Source organism: Rhodococcus sp. GA1, assembly GCF_024321955.1.
Classification (GTDB): domain Bacteria; phylum Actinomycetota; class Actinomycetes; order Mycobacteriales; family Mycobacteriaceae; genus Rhodococcus; species Rhodococcus pyridinivorans.
Window position 1 is genome coordinate 2098809 of record NZ_CP097186.1, and the last position, 18389, is coordinate 2117197.

Below are 18389 nucleotides of genomic sequence, written 5' to 3' on the forward strand. Positions count from 1 at the left end.
AGGTCCACCCGCTCCGTCGAGAAGGTCGGAAGGTCGCCTAGACGAGCAGCTCAGCGATCTGGATGGTGTTGAGAGCAGCACCCTTGCGCAGATTGTCGCCCGAGACGAAGAGCGCGAGACCGCGGCCCTCAGGAGCACCCGGATCCTGACGGATGCGGCCCACGAGCGAGACGTCGTCGCCCGCTGCGGCGAGCGGGGTCGGCACGTCGACGAGGCGGACGCCCGGAGCGTTCGCGAGCAGCTCCTGCGCACGCTCGACCGACAGCGGCCGCTCGAACTCGGCGTTGATCGACAGCGAGTGGCCGGTCACGACGGGAACGCGCACGCACGTGCCCGACACGAGCAGGTCCGGCAGGCCGAGGATCTTGCGCGACTCGTTGCGCAGCTTCTGGTCCTCGTCGGTCTCACCCGTCCCGTCGTCGACGATCGAGCCGGCGAGCGGCACGACGTTGAACGCGATGGGCGCGACGTACTTGTTCGGGGCCGGGAAGTCGACGGCGTCGCCCGCGTGGACGAGCTTGTCGGCCTCGTCGGCGACGGCACGCACCTGGCCGACGAGTTCCTCGACGCCCGCCAGTCCGCTACCGGAGACCGCCTGGTAGCTCGACACGATCAGGCGCTGGAGTCCGGCCTCGTCGTGCAGTGCCTTGAGCACCGGCATCGCGGCCATCGTGGTGCAGTTCGGGTTGGCGATGATGCCCTTCGGTGGGTTCTTCACCTGCTCCGGGTTGACCTCGCTGACGACGAGCGGAACCTCGGGGTCCTTGCGCCATGCCGACGAGTTGTCGACGACGATCGCACCGGCGGCCGCGAAGCGCGGAGCCTGTTCCTTGGAGAGGGTGCCACCGGCCGAGAACAGCGCGATGTCGATGCCCTTCAGATCCTCGTCGGAGGTCGCCGCGACGTCCTCGACCACGATCTCCTCACCGCGGAACGGTAGCTTCTTGCCGGCCGAGCGGGCCGACGCGAAGAACCGAACCGTGTCGGCCGGGAAGTTGCGCTCCTCGAGCAGGGTGCGCATGACGATACCGACCTGCCCCGTGGCGCCTACGACCGCAATGGTCTTGCCCGTCGCTTCGCTCGCCTGATTGGTGGTCACGATTACCGCCCCGTTCCTGCGTGCACGACGGCCTCTTCTTCGCCGCCGAGCTCGAATGCCGCGTGCAGAGCGCGCACGGCGTCGTCGAGTTCGTTGTCATCCACGAGCACGGAGATGCGGATCTCCGACGTCGAGATCAGGTCGATGTTGATGCCGGCGTCGGCGAGAGCCTCGCAGAACTTGGCCGTGACGCCGGGGTGGCTCTTCATGCCGGCACCGACGAGGGAGACCTTGCCGATGTGGTCGTCGAAGAGGACCTGGGTGAAGCCGATATCGCCCTGCTGCTTGGTGAGGAGCTCGACCGCGCGCGGGCCGTCACTCTTCGGGCAGGTGAAGGTGATGTCGGTCTTGCCGGTCTCGACCTTCGAGATGTTCTGCAGCACCATGTCGATGTTGATCTCGGCGTCGGCGACGGCGCGGAACACCTTGGCGGCGTAACCGGGGGTGTCGGGGATACCGACGACGGTGATCTTCGCTTCGCTGCGATCGTGCGCAACGCCGGTGATCAGGGCCTCTTCCACAGGGATGTCCTCCATCGATCCGGACACGATGGTGCCGGGCTTGGTGGTGTACGACGAACGAACGTGCACGGGCACGTTGTAGCGGCGGGCGTACTCCACGCACCGCAGCATGAGAACCTTCGCGCCGCACGCGGCGAGCTCGAGCATCTCCTCGAAGGAGACCTTCTCGAGGCGCTGCGCGTCCTTGACGATGCGCGGGTCCGCGGAGAACACGCCGTCGACGTCGGTGTAGATCTCGCAGACGTCCGCGTTCAACGCGGCGGCGAGTGCGACGGCGGTCGTGTCCGAACCGCCACGACCGAGAGTCGTGATGTCCTTGCTGTCCTGGCTCACACCCTGGAAGCCGGCGACCAGCACGATGCTGCCCTCGTCGAGGGCGGTGCGCACGCGGCCGGGGGTGACGTCGATGATCTTCGCCTTGCCGTGGCTGCCCGTGGTGATCACGCCGGCCTGGGAACCGGTGAACGACCGGGCCTCGGCGCCGAGCGAGTGGATCGCCATCGCGACGAGGGAGTTGGAGATGCGCTCACCGGAGGTGAGGAGCATGTCCATCTCGCGGGCCGGCGGGGCCGGGCACACCTGCTGTGCGAGATCGAGGAGTTCGTCGGTCGTGTCTCCCATGGCCGAGACGACGACCACGACGTCGTTGCCCGCCTTCTTGGTCTCGACGATCCTTTCAGCGACGCGCCGGATCCGCTCGGCCGTCGCGACCGAGGATCCTCCGTACTTCTGGACGACGAGTGCCACGCTGGCCAACCTCCGGGTCTCGGGAACAAGTCCAGTGGCCCAGCTTACCGACCGCGGCTTCCATCGACCCGGGGCGTCTCAGGAAAGTGTCGTGCGCAACAGCATGACGTTGTAGTCGCCCCACCGCGAGGCGGTGAAGTAGAGGTCCGTATCCGTGGACCACGGGTGGATGAACGGAGCGTAGAGACCACCGATCTCACGGTGGGTGACCAGCACGCGAGCCTCGCTCCACGGCCCCTCGGGTCTCGCGGACGTCCTCATCTCGATCGTGCCGTTCGCCTCGTTCCCGTAGAGCATGACGAACTCGTCGCCCAGGAACTGCACCGACATCTCCCCGACTGCGGGCGGCACGACCGGGGTGGCCGCGGCGGCGTCGCCGGACACCCAGTCGTCGCCGCTCCAGTACTCGTAGGCGGCCAGGTCCAGCAGAGCGGTCTCGGGGACGCGCGAGACGAAGGCCGCGCCGAACCGGCCCTGCGGTGTGCCGAAGTCGTAGACGTATCCCTCGTGGCGGACGTAGGCGTGCTGCTGAAAGTTCTCGTTCCCGGTGGACAGCTGCTGCACCGTGGGTACGTCGAGGGGCAGGTTGATCCGCGCCGTCGCCGGGTCGAGCTGCCAGGTCTCCCCGTTGTCGGTCGAGGTCGCGATCATCGACGCGTTGGTCCACCACTCGCCGTGGTCGCCCCACGACCGCACCGACATGAAGTTGACGTACTGGATGCCGTCGACGGCGATGCCGGCCGTGGGGATCACGGTGATCTCGACGCCGTCGAGTGCGAGGCTGCCCACGAGTTCGCGGGAGATGTCGGGCGCGGAGGGCAGGACGGGCGAACCCGCACGCGGGTCGCCGGGCACCGGATCGGGCACGTCGATGCCGTCGGAGAGGTCGGCGTCGGTGGTGCGCATGAGGACGTTGTGGCGCCACTGCTGGTCGGGCAGCGAGCAGTCGCCGAAGGTGTCGCCGAAGGCCATGAGGACCTGACGGTCCTCGCCCTGCGCACCGTTGTCCCACATGATGCCGAGGTCGGTTCCCGAGATGGAGAACCTGTCGTAGGTCCTGTTGGGGCTGCGCGGGCCGGTCACCCAGGCGACGGTGCTGGTGGGGCCCGGGCCGAGTGCCGGTAGCGGTCCCTGCGGGCCTTCGGGTGCGAGTCCTCCACTCCCCGATCCGCTGCTTCCGAGCCGCGGTCCTGATGATCCCGTGCCGAAGGATCCGGAGCCCGAACCCGAGCCGGGGAGTCCCGAGTCGCAGGGTTCGCCGTGCGCGGCGGGGGCGGAGACCGCCATGAGTCCGAGTGCGAGCAGTGCACTGCACGATCCGGCAATCGCCGTGCGCAACGATCCCATCGATACGCCCTTCACCCATCGTGTTACCGGAGATACCGGTGTTACTGATGTTGCGGGAGTTACGTTCGGTAACGCTAGGGGCGCAAGTACCGCTCTGTCAGGCGCGTTCGTATCGATCGGGTCACGACATCACCGCTGCCCGGTCACACGGAACGCATGCGTGTGGGAGGTGCCACTTGGTCGAGGTGGGGTATGGCGCGATACACTGCTGGGCATGCAGCGCGTGCTTCTCCTCGGCCGCCGCGGCGGGATCTGACCAGACCGGCTTCCCGTCGCGGGGTTTCGACGCGCCGGTCGATATTCGATCTGGGCCCACAGGTCCCCTTTTCTCTTTGGAGTTACGTCATGTCACCCGCCGACGCTTTCACCTCCGGCTCGCGCACCATCACGCCGCCGAGCAAGCCGGCCCCGGCCGACCAGCCGTCGTGGAACAAGCAGAAGAACTCGTCGATGCCGACCTACCGGTACCGGCCGTTCGCCGAGGAAGTCGAGTCGATCTCGCTGCCCGACCGCACCTGGCCCGACAAGATCATCGATCGCGCCCCGGCGTGGTGCGCCGTGGACCTGCGCGACGGCAACCAGGCGCTGATCGACCCGATGAGCCCCGCCCGTAAGCGGCGCATGTTCGATTTGCTCGTACGCATGGGCTACAAGGAGATCGAGGTCGGTTTCCCGTCCGCGAGCCAGACCGATTTCGATTTCGTCCGCGAGATCATCGAGGACGGCGCGATTCCCGACGATGTCACCATCCAGGTGCTGACGCAGTCCCGCCCCGAACTGATCAAGCGCACCTTCGAGGCGTGCGCCGGGGCGCAGAACGTGATCGTGCACTTCTACAACTCGACGTCGATCCTGCAGCGGCGCGTGGTGTTCCGCGCCGACAAGGAGACCGTCGAGAAGATCGCGACCGACGCCGCGGAGCTGGTGCTCGAAGAGGCGAAGAACCACCCCGACACCAACTGGCGCTGGGAGTACTCCCCCGAGTCGTACACCGGAACCGAGCTGTCGTACGCCAAGGATGTCTGCGACGCGGTCGTCGAGACCTTGGGCGCGACCCCCGAGAACCCGGTGATCATCAACCTGCCTGCCACCGTCGAGATGGCCACCCCCAACGTCTACGCCGACTCGATCGAGTGGATGCACCGCAACCTGGCGAAGCGCGACTCGATCATCCTGTCGCTGCACCCGCACAACGACCGCGGCACGGGTGTCGCCGCGGCCGAGCTGGGCTACCAGGCCGGTGCCGACCGCATCGAGGGCTGCCTGTTCGGCAACGGTGAGCGCACCGGCAACGTCTGCCTGGTGACCCTGGGCATGAATATGTTCAGCCGTGGCGTCGACGCGCAGATCGACTTCTCGAACATCGACGAGATCCGCCGCACGGTCGAGTACTGCAACCAGCTGCCCGTCCACGAGCGCCACCCCTACGGTGGCGACCTGGTCTACACCGCCTTCTCCGGCAGCCACCAGGACGCGATCAACAAGGGCATCGACGCGATGAAGGTCGACGCCGAAGCCGCCGGTGTCGACGTCGACGACCACACCTGGGCCGTGCCCTACCTGCCGATCGACCCGAAGGACGTCGGCCGCACCTACGAGGCCGTGATCCGCGTGAACTCGCAGTCCGGCAAGGGCGGCATCGCGTACATCATGAAGCACGACCACGGCCTGAACCTGCCGCGTCGCCTGCAGATCGAGTTCTCGCAGGCCGTCCAGAAGGTCACCGACGGTGATGGTGGCGAGGTCAGCCCCAAGGAGATGTGGGACATCTTCCACGAGGAGTACCTGGCCCCGGTCTCGCCGCTCGAGCGCATCCGGCAGAAGGTCACCGCGGCCGAGACCGACGACGGTGAGGACAGCATCGTCGCCGTGCTGAAGGTCGACGGCGTGGAGAAGGAGATCTCCGGCAGCGGCAACGGCCCGCTGGCGGCCTTCGTGGACGCCCTCGAGTCGCTGGGTTACCAGGTGGCCGTTCGCGGTTACGCCGAGCACGCCATGTCCGCCGGCGACGACGCCAACGCCGCGGCCTACGTCGAGGCCGACGTCACGCGTCCCGACGGCACGACCGTCCTGGTGTGGGGCGTGGGCATCGCCCCGTCGATCACCACGGCGTCGCTGCGCGCGATGGTCTCCGCGGTGAACCGCTCGCACCGCTGATCCGTCTCCGAACCGAATGCGGTGGACCCATGAGGGTCCACCGCATTCGTCGTTTTCGGGGATTTTCACCCCGACAATTCATCTCGCAAATACCGTTTCGGGCAATTACCGCACTCTCCGGAAAGATACAGTTCCGAATGTTCGACGAGAACGAACCCGTTCACGGGTGATATCCGTCGAATTCCGCAATTCTCGTCCCGCAGAGTCGTTCTGCTCGAACCCGGAGTGTGCGTATGGAATTCATGGACATCATCTGGTACATCATCGTCTGCTTCGCATTCATCGCGTACCTCATCATGCTGTGGATGATCATCGGGGATCTGTTCCGCAACCGCGAACAGTCCGGCTGGGTCAAGGCGATCTGGATCGTCTTCCTGTTCGTCTTCCCGTGGCTCACGGGCCTGATCTATCTGATCGTCCACGGCACCGGAATGGCAGAGCGCTCCGCGAAGGAGGCCGCGCAGTACAAGGCCGTGCAGGACGACTACATCCGCTCGGTCGCCGGCAAGTCGCCCGCCGAACACATCGCCGACGCGAAGAAGCTGCTCGACGAGGGTGTCATCGACCAGGCCGAGTTCGACGCACTGAAGGCCAAGGCACTCGCCTGATCCCGCGCGACCACCCGTTCGTTCACATCGACAGCTTCCGTGCCGCTGCGGTCCGGAAGCTGTCGAGCACGGCACCCACGGCTGGCCGTCGCGACGCTCCCGGGCGGGTGACGAGCTCGTAGATCCGCGCCGCACGTACACCGGCCAGCGGCAGGCGCACCAAGGCGGGATGCAGAACCGAGTACCGCGGCAGCAGGGCCACCCCGTGCCCCGCCGCGACGAGTTCCTCGATGACACGGAAGTCGTTGATGCGGTGCACAACCCGAGCACGGATGCCCGTCACCGCCGCGATGGAGAGCAACACGTCGTCGACGGGGAATCCACCCCGCACGCTGATCCAGCGCTCCCCCACCAGTTCGTCGACCTGCACGCGGTCCTGCGCCGCGAGCCGGTGCCCGGGAGGGAGGACGACATCGATCGGTTCGCGCATGAGCGTCTCGACGTGGACACGCGGACCGGACAGCGGAGCCGAACGCTCGTCGCGGTGGGTGAGCACCACGTCGTAGTCGGCGAGCAGTGCGGGCGCGGCCGAGGCCGGGACGTCCTCGTCGCTCACGTCCAACTCGACGCCGATCGCCCCGGCCGCCTCGAGCACGGCCGGCAGCAGGAGTGCTGCCCCGGAGGGGAACGACGCCACGCGCACCCGTCCGCGGGGCGACCGCGCATAGGCGGTCATCTCGTCGGCGGCCCGGTCGAGGGCGTCGAGCACCTCGTCGGTGCGCACCACGAGCGCACGACCCGCGTCGGTGAACCGCAGGCGTCGGCCGTCGGGTTCGAGCAGGGGCACTCCCGCCTCCCGGGCGAGCACCTTGAGCTGCTGCGAGACGGCTGACGGTGTCATCGACAACGCTGCGGCTGTCGCAGCCACGGTTCCGCGGTCGGCGAGTTCGCGCAGTATTCGCAATCGCACGACATCCATGTAGTAAAACTACACACTTTCTTCAGGAACATTCGCTTGTCCTGATTGTTTCCTGCGCAAAGAATTGACGGCATGTCGTTCCGGGACCGTCTGCTCGCGTTCACCGTCGTGGTGCTCTGGGGATGCAACTTCCTCGCGATCAGACTGGGCCTCGACCATTTCCCGCCGTTCTTCTTCGCCGGACTGCGCTTCGCGATCATCGCCGTCCCGGTCCTGCTGTTCGTCCCGCGACCCGCCGTTCCCCTGCGCTGGCTCCTGCTCTACGGCGCGGGGTTCGGCTTCGCCCAGTTCGCCTTCCTGTTCTGGGCGATGGAGGCCGGTCTACCCACGGGCCTCGCGTCGCTCGTACTGCAGTCGTCCGCGCCCTTCACGGTCCTGCTCGCCGTACTGTTCCTGCGCGAACGGCTCGACGGTGTCCGCCTCGCCGGTCTCGTCGTCGCCGTGTCCGGCATGGTGATCGTCGCCGTGGGGCAGGGCGTCGCGGACGCGAGCCTGCTCCCCATGACCCTCGCCGTGCTCGCCGGTCTGTCGTGGGCGGTCGGCAACATCGCGACCCGCAAAGAGGGCGCCGCCGACCCCATGCGCCTGATGCTGTGGATGTGCGTCGTGCCCGTGCTCCCCTTCTTCGGGATCTCCTGGTTCGCCGAGGGCCCGCATGTCTGGTCCACCCTCGGCACCGCCGTCACCACCGTGGACGGGGGCCTGGCGCTGGCCGGACTCATCTACGTCGTCCTGGCGGGCACGATCGCCGGCACCGGCATCTACGCCTCGCTGCTGTCGCGCTATCCCGCCGGGGCCGTCGCGCCGCTCTCCCTCATGGTGCCGGTCGTCGGGTTCACCGTCGCGTGGATCACGCTCGGCGAGCGACCGGCACCGTCCTCCCTGATCGGCGGTGTGATCGTCATCGTCGGAGCCCTCGCCTCCCAGGGCGGACACCGCAGTGTGACGAGCAGGACGCTCCTCCGGCGACACAACGCTCCCGCGCCTGTGGAACACTCGCCGACGTGGGAACCAGCACAGGAATCACCGCACGTGGACGGCTCGCATTGCGCGCAGCCCGAGCCGCCGCGTGGGCGTCCCAGAAGGCCGGACGCGGTAAGGGCTCGATGATCGGAGGGCTCGTCGCCCTGAAGATCGACCCGGCACTGATGAAGCAGCTCGGCCACGGCCGGCAGACCGTGCTCGTCACCGGGACGAACGGCAAGTCCACAACGACCCGTATGACGGCCGCCGCGCTCGAGACGATCGATTCGGTCGTCACCCAGGCGGACGGCGCGAACATGGACGCCGGGATCGTCGCCGCGCTCGCCACCGATCTCCGGGCGCCGCTCGCCGCGATCGAGGTCGACGAACTCCACACCCCGCACGTCGCCGACGCCCTCGAGCCTCGCGCGATCGTGCTGCTCAACCTCACCCGCGACCAGCTCGACCGGGTCGGCGAGATCAACATGATCGAGCGGAAGCTGCGTGAGGGCCTGAAGCGGCATCCCGACGCCGTGATCGTCGCGAACTGCGACGACGTGCTCGTCACGTCCGCCGCCTACGACAACCCGAACGTCGTGTGGGTCGCCGCCGGCGCCGGCTGGGCCAACGACTCGGTGAGCTGCCCGCGCACGGGCGAGCCGATCGCCCGCGAAGGCGACCACTGGTACAGCACCGGCTCCGACTTCGCCCGGCCGACACCGGACTGGTGGGTCGACGACGAGAACCTGTACGGACCGGACGGCCTCGTCCTCCCGCTGAAGCTGACCCTCCCCGGTCGCGCCAACCGGGGCAACGCCGCCCAGGCGGTCGCGGCCGCCGTCGCCCTCGGTGCCGATCCAGCGAAGGCCGTCGCTGCCGCCTCGGTCGTCGAAGAGGTCGCCGGTCGCTACAAGACGGTGCAGGTCGGACCGCATTCGGTGCACATGCTGCTCGCGAAGAACCCCGCCGGCTGGCAGGAGGCCCTGTCGATGATCGACCCGACCGTCGACGGCCTGGTGATCGCCGTCAACGGTCAGGTGCCCGACGGTGAGGACCTGTCGTGGCTGTGGGACGTCCGCTTCGAACACTTCGAAGGTGTGCAGGTGGTGGCAGCCGGAGAACGCGGCACCGATCTCGCCGTCCGCCTGACCTACGCGGGTGTCGAGCACACGCTGGTGCCGGATCCGCTGAAGGCCATCGCCTCGTGCCCTCCCGGCCGCGTGGAGGTGCTCGCCAACTACACCGCGTTCCGCGATCTCAACACCGCCATCGCCAGGAGAGCTGCCCATGTCTGAGTCGACCGTCCGCATCGGACTCGTCCTGCCCGACGTGATGGGCACCTACGGCGACGGAGGCAACGCCCTGGTGCTGCGCCAGCGCCTGCGGATGCGCGGTCACGACGCCGAGATCGTCGAGATCGGACTGAACGATCCCGTCCCCGAGTCCCTCGATCTCTACACCCTCGGTGGTGCCGAGGACGCCGCGCAGCGACTGGCCACGCGGCACCTGCAGCGTTATCCGGGTCTGCAGCGCGCCGCCGAGCGCGGAGCGCCCGTGCTGGCCATCTGTGCCGCGATCCAGGTGCTCGGCCACTGGTACGAGACGTCCTCGGGCGAACGCGTCGACGGTGTCGGCATCCTCGACGCGACCACCTCGCCGCAGCAGACCCGCGCGATCGGCGAGATCGTCATCCGCCCCACCCTCTCCGGCCTCACCCAGCCGCTGACGGGATTCGAGAACCACCGCGGTGGAACGACTCTCGGGTCCGATGCCACCGGACTCGGCCGCGTCGACCGCGGTGTCGGCAACGGCGTGGGCGACGGACTCGAAGGTGCCGTGCAGGGTTCGGTGATCGGCACCTATCTGCACGGTCCCGTGCTCGCCCGCAATCCCGAGCTCGCCGATCATCTCCTGATGCGCGCTCTGGGAGTCGACTCGCTGCCGCCGCTGGATCTGCCCGAGGTCGATCTGCTGCGGCAGGAACGGTTGCGCGCCTGAGTGATCAACCGTGCGCGGCGATGTGTTCGAGGACCAGCCGCGCGAGCTTCTCCGGCTCCTCGTCGGGAATCCAGTGGCTCGTACCGACGAGCGTTTCCCGTCGGTACGGCCCACTGACGTAGTGGGCCGTCGCGTCGACCCCGGCGGATCCGATCGCCCGCTGGTGAAGAACGAGCGCATGAACGCCGTCGGATGCGGAACGGACACCGCCGTCACGGTGCTGACGAGATCGGGACGATGCGCCGCGAGCACCCACGCGACGGCGACTCCCCAGTCGTGGCCGACAACGTGCGCGCGACCACCGGGTACCGACTCGATGAGCGCCGCGACGTCGCCGACGAGCAGGTCGAGGCCGTAGTCACGGCGGCGGGGTGGTGGGGCGCCGGGCGAGTAGCCGCGCTGATCCGGGGGGAAGGTGCGAACCCCGCGGCGTGCAAGTGGGGCGCGACCGCCTCCCAGACGCCCTGTGCAACCCCTGCTGCAGTCGCGGCGATCGGCCCCGAAACCTCCCCTGAACAGGGGTTCGGCCCGGTGATTCGCTTTACGCGTTCTCCGGGCCGGATCTCTGCTTCACGAGCTTCTCTCTGTCGTCCGCGGACGTCTCATAAGCTCGATTCGCACCTTCGATGTTAGCTACATCACAGTGCGAACGCAAGCCCTTTTCACGACGCCGGCCGGACCGGGGCGAGGGGGAATCCCAGAGTCGCCCAGTCGTGCAGTCCCCCGCGGTAATAGGCGAGCGCGGACGAGGGATATCCGGCATCGATCAGCTTCCGGATCGCATCGGGCGACTGAGGGCACTGGGGACCGTTGCAGAAGACGATCGTCGTCCGGGCGGGGTCGAGCTCACCCCTCCTCTCGACGATATCCTCGTGCGGGATGTTCACGGCACCGGGGAGGCTCACCCCGCTCCGGGAATCGGGCACCCGCGTGTCCACCAGCGCAGCGCCCCGGTCGAGCAGTTCGATCACCTCGAGTTCACCGACGGTCGCCACGCCCGCCGCCACCTGCATCGGCTGCACCTCGCCCCAGGTCGTCTCCACCACCGTGCGGTCGGCTTCACCCTCCAGCGGGCGGGGAACGTTCTGGGGATCGCCGTCGCGCGTACGATCGGCACGCCTGATCTGCTGCTCGTTCGTCACGAGCCGGACTCTACGGGAGAGCAGTCGCGCTTCGCGAGATTGCCGGAATCCCACTCCCGCTGGGCGAGCATCGCCGTACCCATCCATCGTCGCAGGTAGCGGCGCAGATCGTCGTCGGAGCGTGGCGGGGTTCCCGGCGAGACGAAGAACGACTGCATCGTGCGCAGCACGTACTCGACCAGCTCCGCGAGGGAGTCGTCGTCGTAGCCGTGCTCCTCCCAGTCGACGTCGAACCGCTTGATCATCGCCATGCCGAACATCCACGCCTCCTCGGAGGCGATCGCTTCGGGATGCGGGTTCGAATAGGTGCTCGACAGCAGGATGCCGAGATGCGGGGTGCGACGCACCTCCGCGAGCGTGTAGACCACACCTTCGGTCATGGCCTCGACCGGATCGTCGAGTCCCGCGACCTGCCGGGTGAGTCGTTCCAGGAATCCTTCGACCGAGGCGATGGCGGCCGCACGCATGAGGGCGTCCGCGCTGGGGAAGTAGCGGTAGACCGTCTGGCGGATCACCCCGAGGGACTGGGCCACATCGGCGATGTTGATCTCCGCGCCGGTCCGGTCGATCAGGTCGACGGCAGCGGCAACGATCCGCTGCGACGCCTCTTCGTCGTCGGCGGGAGGACTCCCACCCCACCCACGTCTACGTGCCACTTCGCGCTTCCTCGAGCCGTCGCCTGGAGAAGGCCCGACGGTAACACAGCCGACCTCGGTGGATGTGGTGCGAAACGGGCTCCCGCGAGCGAATGGGACACCTATCATACACATGACGCATTTCGTGTATGGTCACGCCGATCGGGGCCTCCCGGCTCGTTAGAGGTCCTCCCGACCGTGTCCCGAAACAGGTCCACAGCCAGCCCGGCGTCGACGAGACGAGGTACCGCCCCATGACGAACCTGCAGGTCCGCAAGATGCGTTTCGCATTCGCGGATTACGACGTGCCGTTCCTGTGGAACGAGGAGAACCCGGCCTTCTCGAGCATGGCCAACGCCGTCTCGTTCCTCGCGATCGGCTTCGAGAAGATGATCGTCAACATGATCCGCGAGATCACCCCGCGCATCACCGATCCCGAGGTCCTCGAAGAGGCCAACGCCTTCATGTACCAGGAGGGGCAGCACTCCACCGCCCACCGGCAGCACGTGAAGGGACTGATCAAGAGCTATCCGGGGTTGCAGGAGACGCTCGACGACGTCATCGGCGCCTTCGACAAGCTCACCGCCGAGACTTCCCCCGAATACCGCCTCGCGTACACCGCCGATCTCGAGGCGACCTTCACTCCCGTCTTCAAGCTCATGCTCGACAACGACGCGGCGCTCTTCCGCCCCGGCGACGACCGGGTCGCCTCGTTGTTCATCTGGCATTTCGTCGAGGAGGTCGAACACCGCAGTTCGGCGCTCATCATCTTCGACGCGGTGGTCGGCAGCGATCTGTACCGCATGCGGCAGGCCCCCTCGGTGTTCAAGCACGTGCTCGACGTCATCGCCATCGCGTGCGAGGGCTTCAACAAGCATGTGCCGCTGGAGGAACGGAAGATCGACACGATGTCGATGTTCGCGTCGCACCGCCGTAAGCAGAACCTGCGGCGCCGGTTGCCGTTCCTCCAGTACCAGGATCACGGCCCGATGCCGCGCGCCTTCGACGTCCTGCCGCTCGGCGAACAGCTCGTCGCGCTGGTGGGCATCATCCGCAGCCAGATGCCCAAGCACAATCCCGACCACGAGAAGCTGCCGGCCCTCGCCGACGTGTGGTTCCGTCGATTCGACGAAGGCTACGACGTCTCGCACTGGTACACGGCGGAAACCGTGGGCGGGAGGAACAACTGATGTCGGACCTGTGCTCGCCCACCTTCGAGGACCTCTCGACCCGCCTCGGATTCTCGTGCGACGAAGCCGGGGGGATCTTCGAACTGCGCAGTCCGTTCGCGCTGGAGAACTGGACGCTGCCCGTCCTCGAGCTGACCATCGTGCTCGGGGCGGTGCTGATGCTCGTGTACGCGATCGTCCGGTTGCGGCGCACCGGTGACGCCACGAACCTCGTCGTCTGGCTCGGCACCCTCGCGTTCCTGTTCATCATCGAACCGCTGCTGTACTTCCCCGACGCCTTCGGCGTGGAGGACTACCTCGACACGATGTTCGCGCACAACGTGTTCACCGTCGAGTTCCTGTGGGGACGCCTGCCGCTGTACATCATCGCGATCTACCCGATGATGGCGACGATCGCGTTCGACATCGTTCGGATGCTCGGGGTGTTCCGGCAGTACGGCACCGTCGTCGGCGCCGTCTGCGTGGGCTTCGTCCACCACGCCTTCTACGAGATCTTCGATCACCTCGGACCGCAGCTGCGGTGGTGGGAGTGGTCGCTCGACAACCCGATCAACCAGCCCTTCTTCGACTCCGTTCCGCTCCCGAGCGTCGTGGTCTTCGCTGCCCTATGGCCGATGTCGCTGGCATTCTGCGCGCAGTTCTTCGTCGGCCGGCACATCGACGCCGGTCGCACCTTCGGCGGGCTCGAACTGACCTGGCGCACGGTCACCGTCGGACTACTCGCGTCCGTGGGTGTGGTGATCCTCCCTGCGCCGGCGACCGTCATCGGCATGGGCAGCACGACGGTTCGGGCAACGATCTACGCGGCCGAACTCGTGATCCTGTCGATCGTGGCGATCTACGTGCTCTCACGCCAGTGGTCCCGGCTGCGGAGTACACCCACGGATCGGCCCTATTCGAACGACCTCGTCCGCTGGTACGCCGTCGCCTATCTCGTCGTGATGACCGTGCTGTGGATCGGTGCTCTGCCCGACTGGTTCTCCGCCGTCGACGGGGTCACCGAGGCAGGCGACCCGATCGGTAGCCTGTGGTACACAGTCGCATGCTTTGCGGTCGCAATCGCCTGTGTCGCTGCGACCTTCACCGTCCCGCGCAGGGCCGATACGAGCCCGGACGACACCGCGTCGAAGACGCTCACCGAGGCCTGACGAATTCGGTGGTGCCCGACGTTCCGCTACGACGGAAGCCGGCCCGCGCCACCGCGCGTCGGCTCCGTCGAGCAACCACCGGTCGTCGACCCTCTTCAACGTGATGACGAAGCGGGTCGCGTCGGTGCGTCCCTCCGGCACGACGACGAACGAGGACACGGACCGCAGTGGTCCGGTCCCCGTTCGTTCGTACGAGGAGTGAGCCGGGGATCAGCCCTGGGCGACGGCGGGGAGACCGCCGCGGAGTTCACCCTTGACGACCTTACCGCTCGCGTTGCGCGGCAGGGCGTCGACGATCACGACCTCCTTGGGGTGCTTGTACCGTGCGAGGTGCTCGTCCAGGTACGGCTGGAGCTCGTCGGGGGTGAGGTCGTCGTTGCCGGGCTTCAGCGCGACGACGGCGACGGGCACCTCGCCCCACTTCGCGTCGGGGCGACCGATGACCGCGGCCTCGAGCACCTTGGGGTGCCCGAACAGGACGTTCTCCACCTCGGCGCAGTAGATGTTCTCGCCACCCGAGATGATCATGTCCTTCTTGCGGTCGACGACGTAGACGAAGCCCTCCTCGTCGACGCGCACGAGGTCGCCGGAATGGAACCATCCGCCGTAGAATGCCTCGCTGGTAGCGGTGGGGTTGTTCCAGTACTCGCGCATCATGGTGGGACCGCGGTAGACGATCTCGCCGACCTCACCGGGAGCGACGTCGTTCATCTCGTCGTCGACCACACGCGCCTGGATTGTGGGGATGACCCGGCCCACGGAGCCGAGTTTGCGGATGGCGTCGTCGCCGTCGAGCACGCAGGTGATGGGCGACATCTCGGTCTGGCCGAAGACCGCCACGTTGAAGGCATCGGGGAAGGTCTCCGCCATGGCCCGCAGGATCGTGTCGGAGCTCGGCGCCGCACCCCAGGAGATGTTGCGCAGCTTCAACTTCCGCGGCTCGGCCTGCTGCGCGGCGCACATCGCCTGCCACTGCACCGGCACGAGGAACAGGCTGGTGACGTTCTCGGCCTCGAGCACGTCGAGCAGTTCCTCCGGGTCGAAGGCGCCGACCGGGTGGATGACGGTGGGCGTGCCGAGCATCAGGCTCGGCGCGATCGAGCCGAGGGCCGCGATGTGGAACATCGGCGACGCGCAGAAACCGATGCCCGATTCGTCGAACAGACGGAAGGCCCGGATGCAGGTGAGCGACTGCGCTTCGAGATTGGAGTGGGTGAGCACGGCGCCCTTGGGCCGGCCCGTCGTGCCCGAGGTGTACATGATGAGCGCGGGCGTGTCGTTCGGGATCTCCACCGGCGGGTGGGGTTCGCCCTCTTCGGCGACGAGTGCCTCGTAGGAGAGCGAGTCGCCTTCCGGCTCGACTCCGACCGTGATGGACAGTTCGATGCCCTCCGCCTGGCCACGCGCGGCGGCGGCGAGCGGGACGAGCGGCCCCTCCGCGACGATCGCCGTGGCGCCGGAATCGCCCACGAGGAAGGCGACCTCGGGTGCGGTGAGGCGGAAGTTCACCGGCACGGCGATGGCACCGAGGGCGTTGGCCGCGAGCACGATCTCGACGTACTCCGGACGGTTGAGCATGAGGATGATGATGCGGTCGCCGAAGCCGATGCCGCGACGCGAGAGTGCATCGGCGAGCTTCTCGACACGCGTGTCCAGCTGCGACCAGGTGATGGTCTCGCCGCGGAATCGGAAGGCCGTGCGATGGGGAATCATCAGGGCGTGGCGCGCCACCTGATTGTTCCAGTTGTTGCTACGGAAGCGGGTGGCGTCGGAGCCGACCGCTTCGGAAACGACAGAGGGGGGAACCATCGATGATCCTCTCGTGACGTGGCGGGGGTGCGGGCACGGCCTGTTCCGAGCCGTCGATGTGTGAGGCACATTACAGACCCGGAACGGTTTGGGCCAGAGCTTTTGTTAACGGAGATTCCACGAATGCGGACCGCCTCGCTCCAGGCGTCGTCGCCGAGCGAGAACGGGTGAAAGAGGCAGAAAACACTGGTAGAGCGTTGGTTTCACCGGACGGGAGCGGGTGTTCGACGAGCACGTCGGTTCCTGCTCCCGTCCGGAAAGTTCCTTGTCGATCCTCCTAGAACCATGCCGGGAAGGATCGTCCCGTCAGGCGAAGCGAGCGGGACGCTTGTCCAGCATCGCCATGGCACCCTCCGCGAAGTCGGCTGAGCCGAGGAGCTCGACCTGACCGTCCTTCTCCCGCGCGAGCGCCGTGTCGAGCTCGCCGAGCGTCGAGGCGTTGAGGGCCCGCTTCGTCAGTTCCAGGGCACGTCGCGGACCGGATGCGGTCCGCGAGGCGACGGCGTCGACGTGCGCGGCGAGTTCGGCGTCGGGCAGGGTGCGGGCGACCAACCCGAACCGGTCGGCGTCCTGCGCGGACACCCGCTCGCCGAGCAGTGCCATCTCGGCGGCCCGGGCCCGCCCGATCGCGGCCGGAACCAGCAGGCTCGCGCCGCCGTCGGGCATCAGTCCGATGTTGACGAAGGCGAGCAGGAAGTACGCGCTCTCGGCCGCGTAGGTGAGATCGGCCGCGAGGGCGATCGAGACACCGACGCCCGCCGCGGGACCGTTGACCGCCGCGACGACGGGCACCGGGACGGATGCGATCGTCCGGACCAGTTCGTTGGCGGTGTCCATGACGACACCGGGGTCCTGCGGATCCGCCGCTCCCGCAGCCAGGTCCGCGCCCGTGCAGAACGCCGATCCCTCACCGGTGACGACGATCGTACGGACGCGTTCGTCGTCGCCGGCCGCCTTCACCGCGTCGCTCAGCGTCTTCATCGTGGTCAGGTCGATCGCGTTCATCCGGCGCGGACGCGTGATGGTCAGTCGCAGGATGCCGTCGGCGAGTTCGGACCGCAGGCTCTCGGTGGTGGTCGAGGTCATGCGCGCACCGCCCGATCTGCACCGGCGATGTCGTTCAGGCGACCCGTGATGATGGCCTCCGCCTCGGCGACCATGCGGTCGACCAGTTCTCCGACGGTGGGGATGTCGTGGATGAGCCCCTGGCTCTGCCCGGCCGTCCAGATGCCGGCGTCGAGTTCGCCGTCCTCGAAGACCTTGCGGCCTCGGGCGCCGGCGACCAGGTGGGCGATGTCGCCGAATTCGGCTCCGCGCGATTCGATCTCGACAACCTCTTCGCTCACCGCGTTGGTGGCGACACGAGCGGTGTTGCGCAGCGTGCGGAAGATGAGCTTCGTGTCGAGTTCGGTGTTGCGGACGATCTGCTCCTTGACCTCGTGGGCCACGGGCGATTCGACCGTGCACATGAAGCGGGTGCCCATGTTGACACCGTCGGCGCCGAGCGCGAGTGCCGCCACGAGCCCGCGGGAATCGGCGATGCCGCCCGACGCGATCACGGGAATGCTGAGCTTGCTCGTCGCGGCGGGGATGAGGATCAGGCCCGGAACGTCGTCCTCGCCCGGGTGCCCGGCGCACTCGAAGCCGTCGATGCTCACGGCGTCCACGCCGATGCGCTCGGCCTTGACCGCGTGCCGCACGCTCGTGCACTTGTGGATCACCTTGATGCCGGCATCCTTGAAGTGCGGCAGGTGGTCGGCCGGGTTGAAGCCGGCGGTCTCGACGATCTTCACGCCCGAGTCGATGATCGCCTGGCGGTACTCGGCGTACGGCGGCGGATCGATCGACGGCAGGATGGTGAGGTTGACGCCGAACGGCTTGTCGGTGAGTTCGCGTGTCCGTTCGATCTCGCGGACGAGATCCTCCGGGGTGGGCTGGGTCAGTGCAGTGATGAAGCCGAGCGCTCCCGCCTCCGCCACGGCGGCCACGAGTTCGGCGCGGCCGACCCACATCATGCCTCCCTGGACGATGGGATGCTCCACCCCGAAAATCTCGGTGAATCGGGTTCTCACGAGTCCTCCTCGGTCCTTCGAAAAGTGCCGCTGT

Annotated in this window: 17 protein-coding genes and 1 pseudogene; 7 read left to right on the forward strand and 11 right to left on the reverse strand. The window is 67.4% G+C overall.

What is annotated here, in order from left to right; translation table 11 throughout:
• Positions 1-37: 37 nt before the first annotated feature.
• From M3330_RS09850 to M3330_RS09860, 3 genes are all read right to left on the reverse strand, one after another.
• A complete protein-coding gene (locus M3330_RS09850; RefSeq protein ID WP_016693204.1) occupies positions 38-1021 on the reverse strand; it encodes an aspartate-semialdehyde dehydrogenase in 984 nt (327 codons plus the stop codon).
• Between the two features lie 80 nt (positions 1022-1101).
• Complete coding sequence (locus M3330_RS09855) at positions 1102-2367, reverse strand: aspartate kinase (protein ID WP_255028602.1); 1266 nt, start codon at positions 2365-2367, stop codon at positions 1102-1104.
• A gap of 78 nt (positions 2368-2445) precedes the next feature.
• Entirely contained in the window at positions 2446-3714 is a 1269-nt protein-coding gene (locus M3330_RS09860; protein WP_019290242.1) for a DUF4185 domain-containing protein, read from the reverse strand.
• A gap of 345 nt (positions 3715-4059) precedes the next feature.
• Between M3330_RS09860 and leuA the strand changes: the two genes are divergently transcribed.
• Both leuA and M3330_RS09870 read left to right on the forward strand, forming a co-directional pair.
• Positions 4060-5871 (forward strand): 2-isopropylmalate synthase, encoded by a 1812-nt coding sequence (leuA, locus tag M3330_RS09865; protein ID WP_255028604.1) that lies wholly within the window; start codon positions 4060-4062, stop codon positions 5869-5871.
• Between the two features lie 233 nt (positions 5872-6104).
• Positions 6105-6479 carry an SHOCT domain-containing protein gene (locus M3330_RS09870; RefSeq protein ID WP_006552449.1) on the forward strand — a complete coding sequence of 125 codons (375 nt, stop codon included), beginning with the start codon at positions 6105-6107 and terminating at the stop codon, positions 6477-6479.
• A gap of 22 nt (positions 6480-6501) precedes the next feature.
• Here the strand turns inward: M3330_RS09870 and M3330_RS09875 are convergent, their stop codons facing one another.
• The gene (locus M3330_RS09875; RefSeq protein ID WP_255028605.1) at positions 6502-7398 is read right to left on the reverse strand and encodes a LysR family transcriptional regulator; all 897 of its coding nucleotides are present in this window, start codon (positions 7396-7398) and stop codon (positions 6502-6504) included.
• A gap of 72 nt (positions 7399-7470) precedes the next feature.
• Between M3330_RS09875 and M3330_RS09880 the strand changes: the two genes are divergently transcribed.
• Genes M3330_RS09880 through M3330_RS09890 form a run of 3 tightly spaced genes read left to right on the forward strand, consistent with a single transcriptional unit; the run spans position 7471 to position 10359 of the window.
• Positions 7471-8508, forward strand: a complete 1038-nt coding sequence (locus M3330_RS09880; protein ID WP_255028607.1) for an EamA family transporter — start codon at positions 7471-7473, stop codon at positions 8506-8508.
• Positions 8403-9656 (forward strand): Mur ligase family protein, encoded by a 1254-nt coding sequence (locus tag M3330_RS09885; protein WP_024102795.1) that lies wholly within the window; start codon positions 8403-8405, stop codon positions 9654-9656. The genes M3330_RS09880 and M3330_RS09885 overlap by 106 nt, the downstream gene beginning before the upstream one ends.
• Positions 9649-10359 carry a type 1 glutamine amidotransferase gene (locus M3330_RS09890; RefSeq protein WP_006552453.1) on the forward strand — a complete coding sequence of 237 codons (711 nt, stop codon included), beginning with the start codon at positions 9649-9651 and terminating at the stop codon, positions 10357-10359. Before M3330_RS09885 ends, M3330_RS09890 begins: the two co-directional genes overlap by 8 nt.
• Positions 10360-10363: 4 nt before the next feature.
• On the opposite strand, the gene M3330_RS24475 is transcribed toward M3330_RS09890, so the two are convergent.
• The 4 genes and pseudogenes from M3330_RS24475 to M3330_RS09905 form a co-directional block, all read right to left on the reverse strand.
• The gene (locus tag M3330_RS24475; protein ID WP_369683113.1) at positions 10364-10615 is read right to left on the reverse strand and encodes a hypothetical protein; all 252 of its coding nucleotides are present in this window, start codon (positions 10613-10615) and stop codon (positions 10364-10366) included.
• Positions 10507-10878, reverse strand: a pseudogene (locus M3330_RS09895) (alpha/beta fold hydrolase); the annotation flags it as partial. The gene M3330_RS24475 and the pseudogene M3330_RS09895, both read right to left, overlap by 109 nt.
• 143 nt (positions 10879-11021) lie before the next feature.
• Positions 11022-11501, reverse strand: coding sequence for a rhodanese-like domain-containing protein (locus M3330_RS09900; RefSeq protein ID WP_006552455.1), 480 nt, complete (start codon positions 11499-11501; stop codon positions 11022-11024).
• A complete protein-coding gene (locus tag M3330_RS09905; protein WP_033097919.1) occupies positions 11498-12157 on the reverse strand; it encodes a TetR/AcrR family transcriptional regulator in 660 nt (219 codons plus the stop codon). The genes M3330_RS09900 and M3330_RS09905 overlap by 4 nt, the downstream gene beginning before the upstream one ends.
• A 233-nt stretch (positions 12158-12390) precedes the next feature.
• Here M3330_RS09905 and M3330_RS09910 point away from each other — a divergent pair, with 233 nt between their 5' ends.
• A complete protein-coding gene (locus M3330_RS09910; RefSeq protein ID WP_255028609.1) occupies positions 12391-13326 on the forward strand; it encodes a metal-dependent hydrolase in 936 nt (311 codons plus the stop codon).
• Complete coding sequence (locus M3330_RS09915) at positions 13326-14474, forward strand: hypothetical protein (RefSeq protein ID WP_006552458.1); 1149 nt, start codon at positions 13326-13328, stop codon at positions 14472-14474. Before M3330_RS09910 ends, M3330_RS09915 begins: the two co-directional genes overlap by 1 nt.
• Positions 14475-14684: 210 nt before the next feature.
• Here the strand turns inward: M3330_RS09915 and fadD5 are convergent, their stop codons facing one another.
• The 3 genes from fadD5 to M3330_RS09930 all read right to left on the reverse strand — a co-directional run bounded on the left by fadD5 (position 14685) and on the right by M3330_RS09930 (position 18355).
• Positions 14685-16283: a fatty-acid--CoA ligase FadD5 gene (fadD5, locus tag M3330_RS09920; protein WP_255028610.1), complete on the reverse strand. Its 1599-nt coding sequence runs from the start codon at positions 16281-16283 to the stop codon at positions 14685-14687.
• A gap of 306 nt (positions 16284-16589) precedes the next feature.
• Entirely contained in the window at positions 16590-17369 is a 780-nt protein-coding gene (locus M3330_RS09925) for an enoyl-CoA hydratase (protein WP_039586665.1), read from the reverse strand.
• The gene (locus M3330_RS09930) at positions 17366-18355 is read right to left on the reverse strand and encodes a nitronate monooxygenase family protein (RefSeq protein ID WP_006552461.1); all 990 of its coding nucleotides are present in this window, start codon (positions 18353-18355) and stop codon (positions 17366-17368) included. The genes M3330_RS09925 and M3330_RS09930 overlap by 4 nt, the downstream gene beginning before the upstream one ends.
• Positions 18356-18389: the final 34 nt, after the last annotated feature.

What these genes read in the sequence shown, in the direction of transcription:
- M3330_RS09850 (WP_016693204.1), bottom strand. Translation starts at nt 1,021, where the DNA reads ATGCGCACCCTGCTCGAGGAGCGCAACTTCCCGGCCGACACGGTTCGG.
- M3330_RS09860 (WP_019290242.1), bottom strand. Translation starts at nt 3,714, where the DNA reads ATGGGATCGTTGCGCACGGCGATTGCCGGATCGTGCAGTGCACTGCTC.
- leuA (WP_255028604.1), top strand. Translation starts at nt 4,060, where the DNA reads ATGTCACCCGCCGACGCTTTCACCTCCGGCTCGCGCACCATCACGCCG.
- M3330_RS09870 (WP_006552449.1), top strand. Translation starts at nt 6,105, where the DNA reads ATGGAATTCATGGACATCATCTGGTACATCATCGTCTGCTTCGCATTC.
- M3330_RS09875 (WP_255028605.1), bottom strand. Translation starts at nt 7,398, where the DNA reads ATGGATGTCGTGCGATTGCGAATACTGCGCGAACTCGCCGACCGCGGA.
- M3330_RS09880 (WP_255028607.1), top strand. Translation starts at nt 7,471, where the DNA reads ATGTCGTTCCGGGACCGTCTGCTCGCGTTCACCGTCGTGGTGCTCTGG.
- M3330_RS09890 (WP_006552453.1), top strand. Translation starts at nt 9,649, where the DNA reads ATGTCTGAGTCGACCGTCCGCATCGGACTCGTCCTGCCCGACGTGATG.
- M3330_RS09910 (WP_255028609.1), top strand. Translation starts at nt 12,391, where the DNA reads ATGACGAACCTGCAGGTCCGCAAGATGCGTTTCGCATTCGCGGATTAC.
- M3330_RS09915 (WP_006552458.1), top strand. Translation starts at nt 13,326, where the DNA reads ATGTCGGACCTGTGCTCGCCCACCTTCGAGGACCTCTCGACCCGCCTC.
- fadD5 (WP_255028610.1), bottom strand. Translation starts at nt 16,283, where the DNA reads ATGGTTCCCCCCTCTGTCGTTTCCGAAGCGGTCGGCTCCGACGCCACC.
- M3330_RS09925 (WP_039586665.1), bottom strand. Translation starts at nt 17,369, where the DNA reads ATGACCTCGACCACCACCGAGAGCCTGCGGTCCGAACTCGCCGACGGC.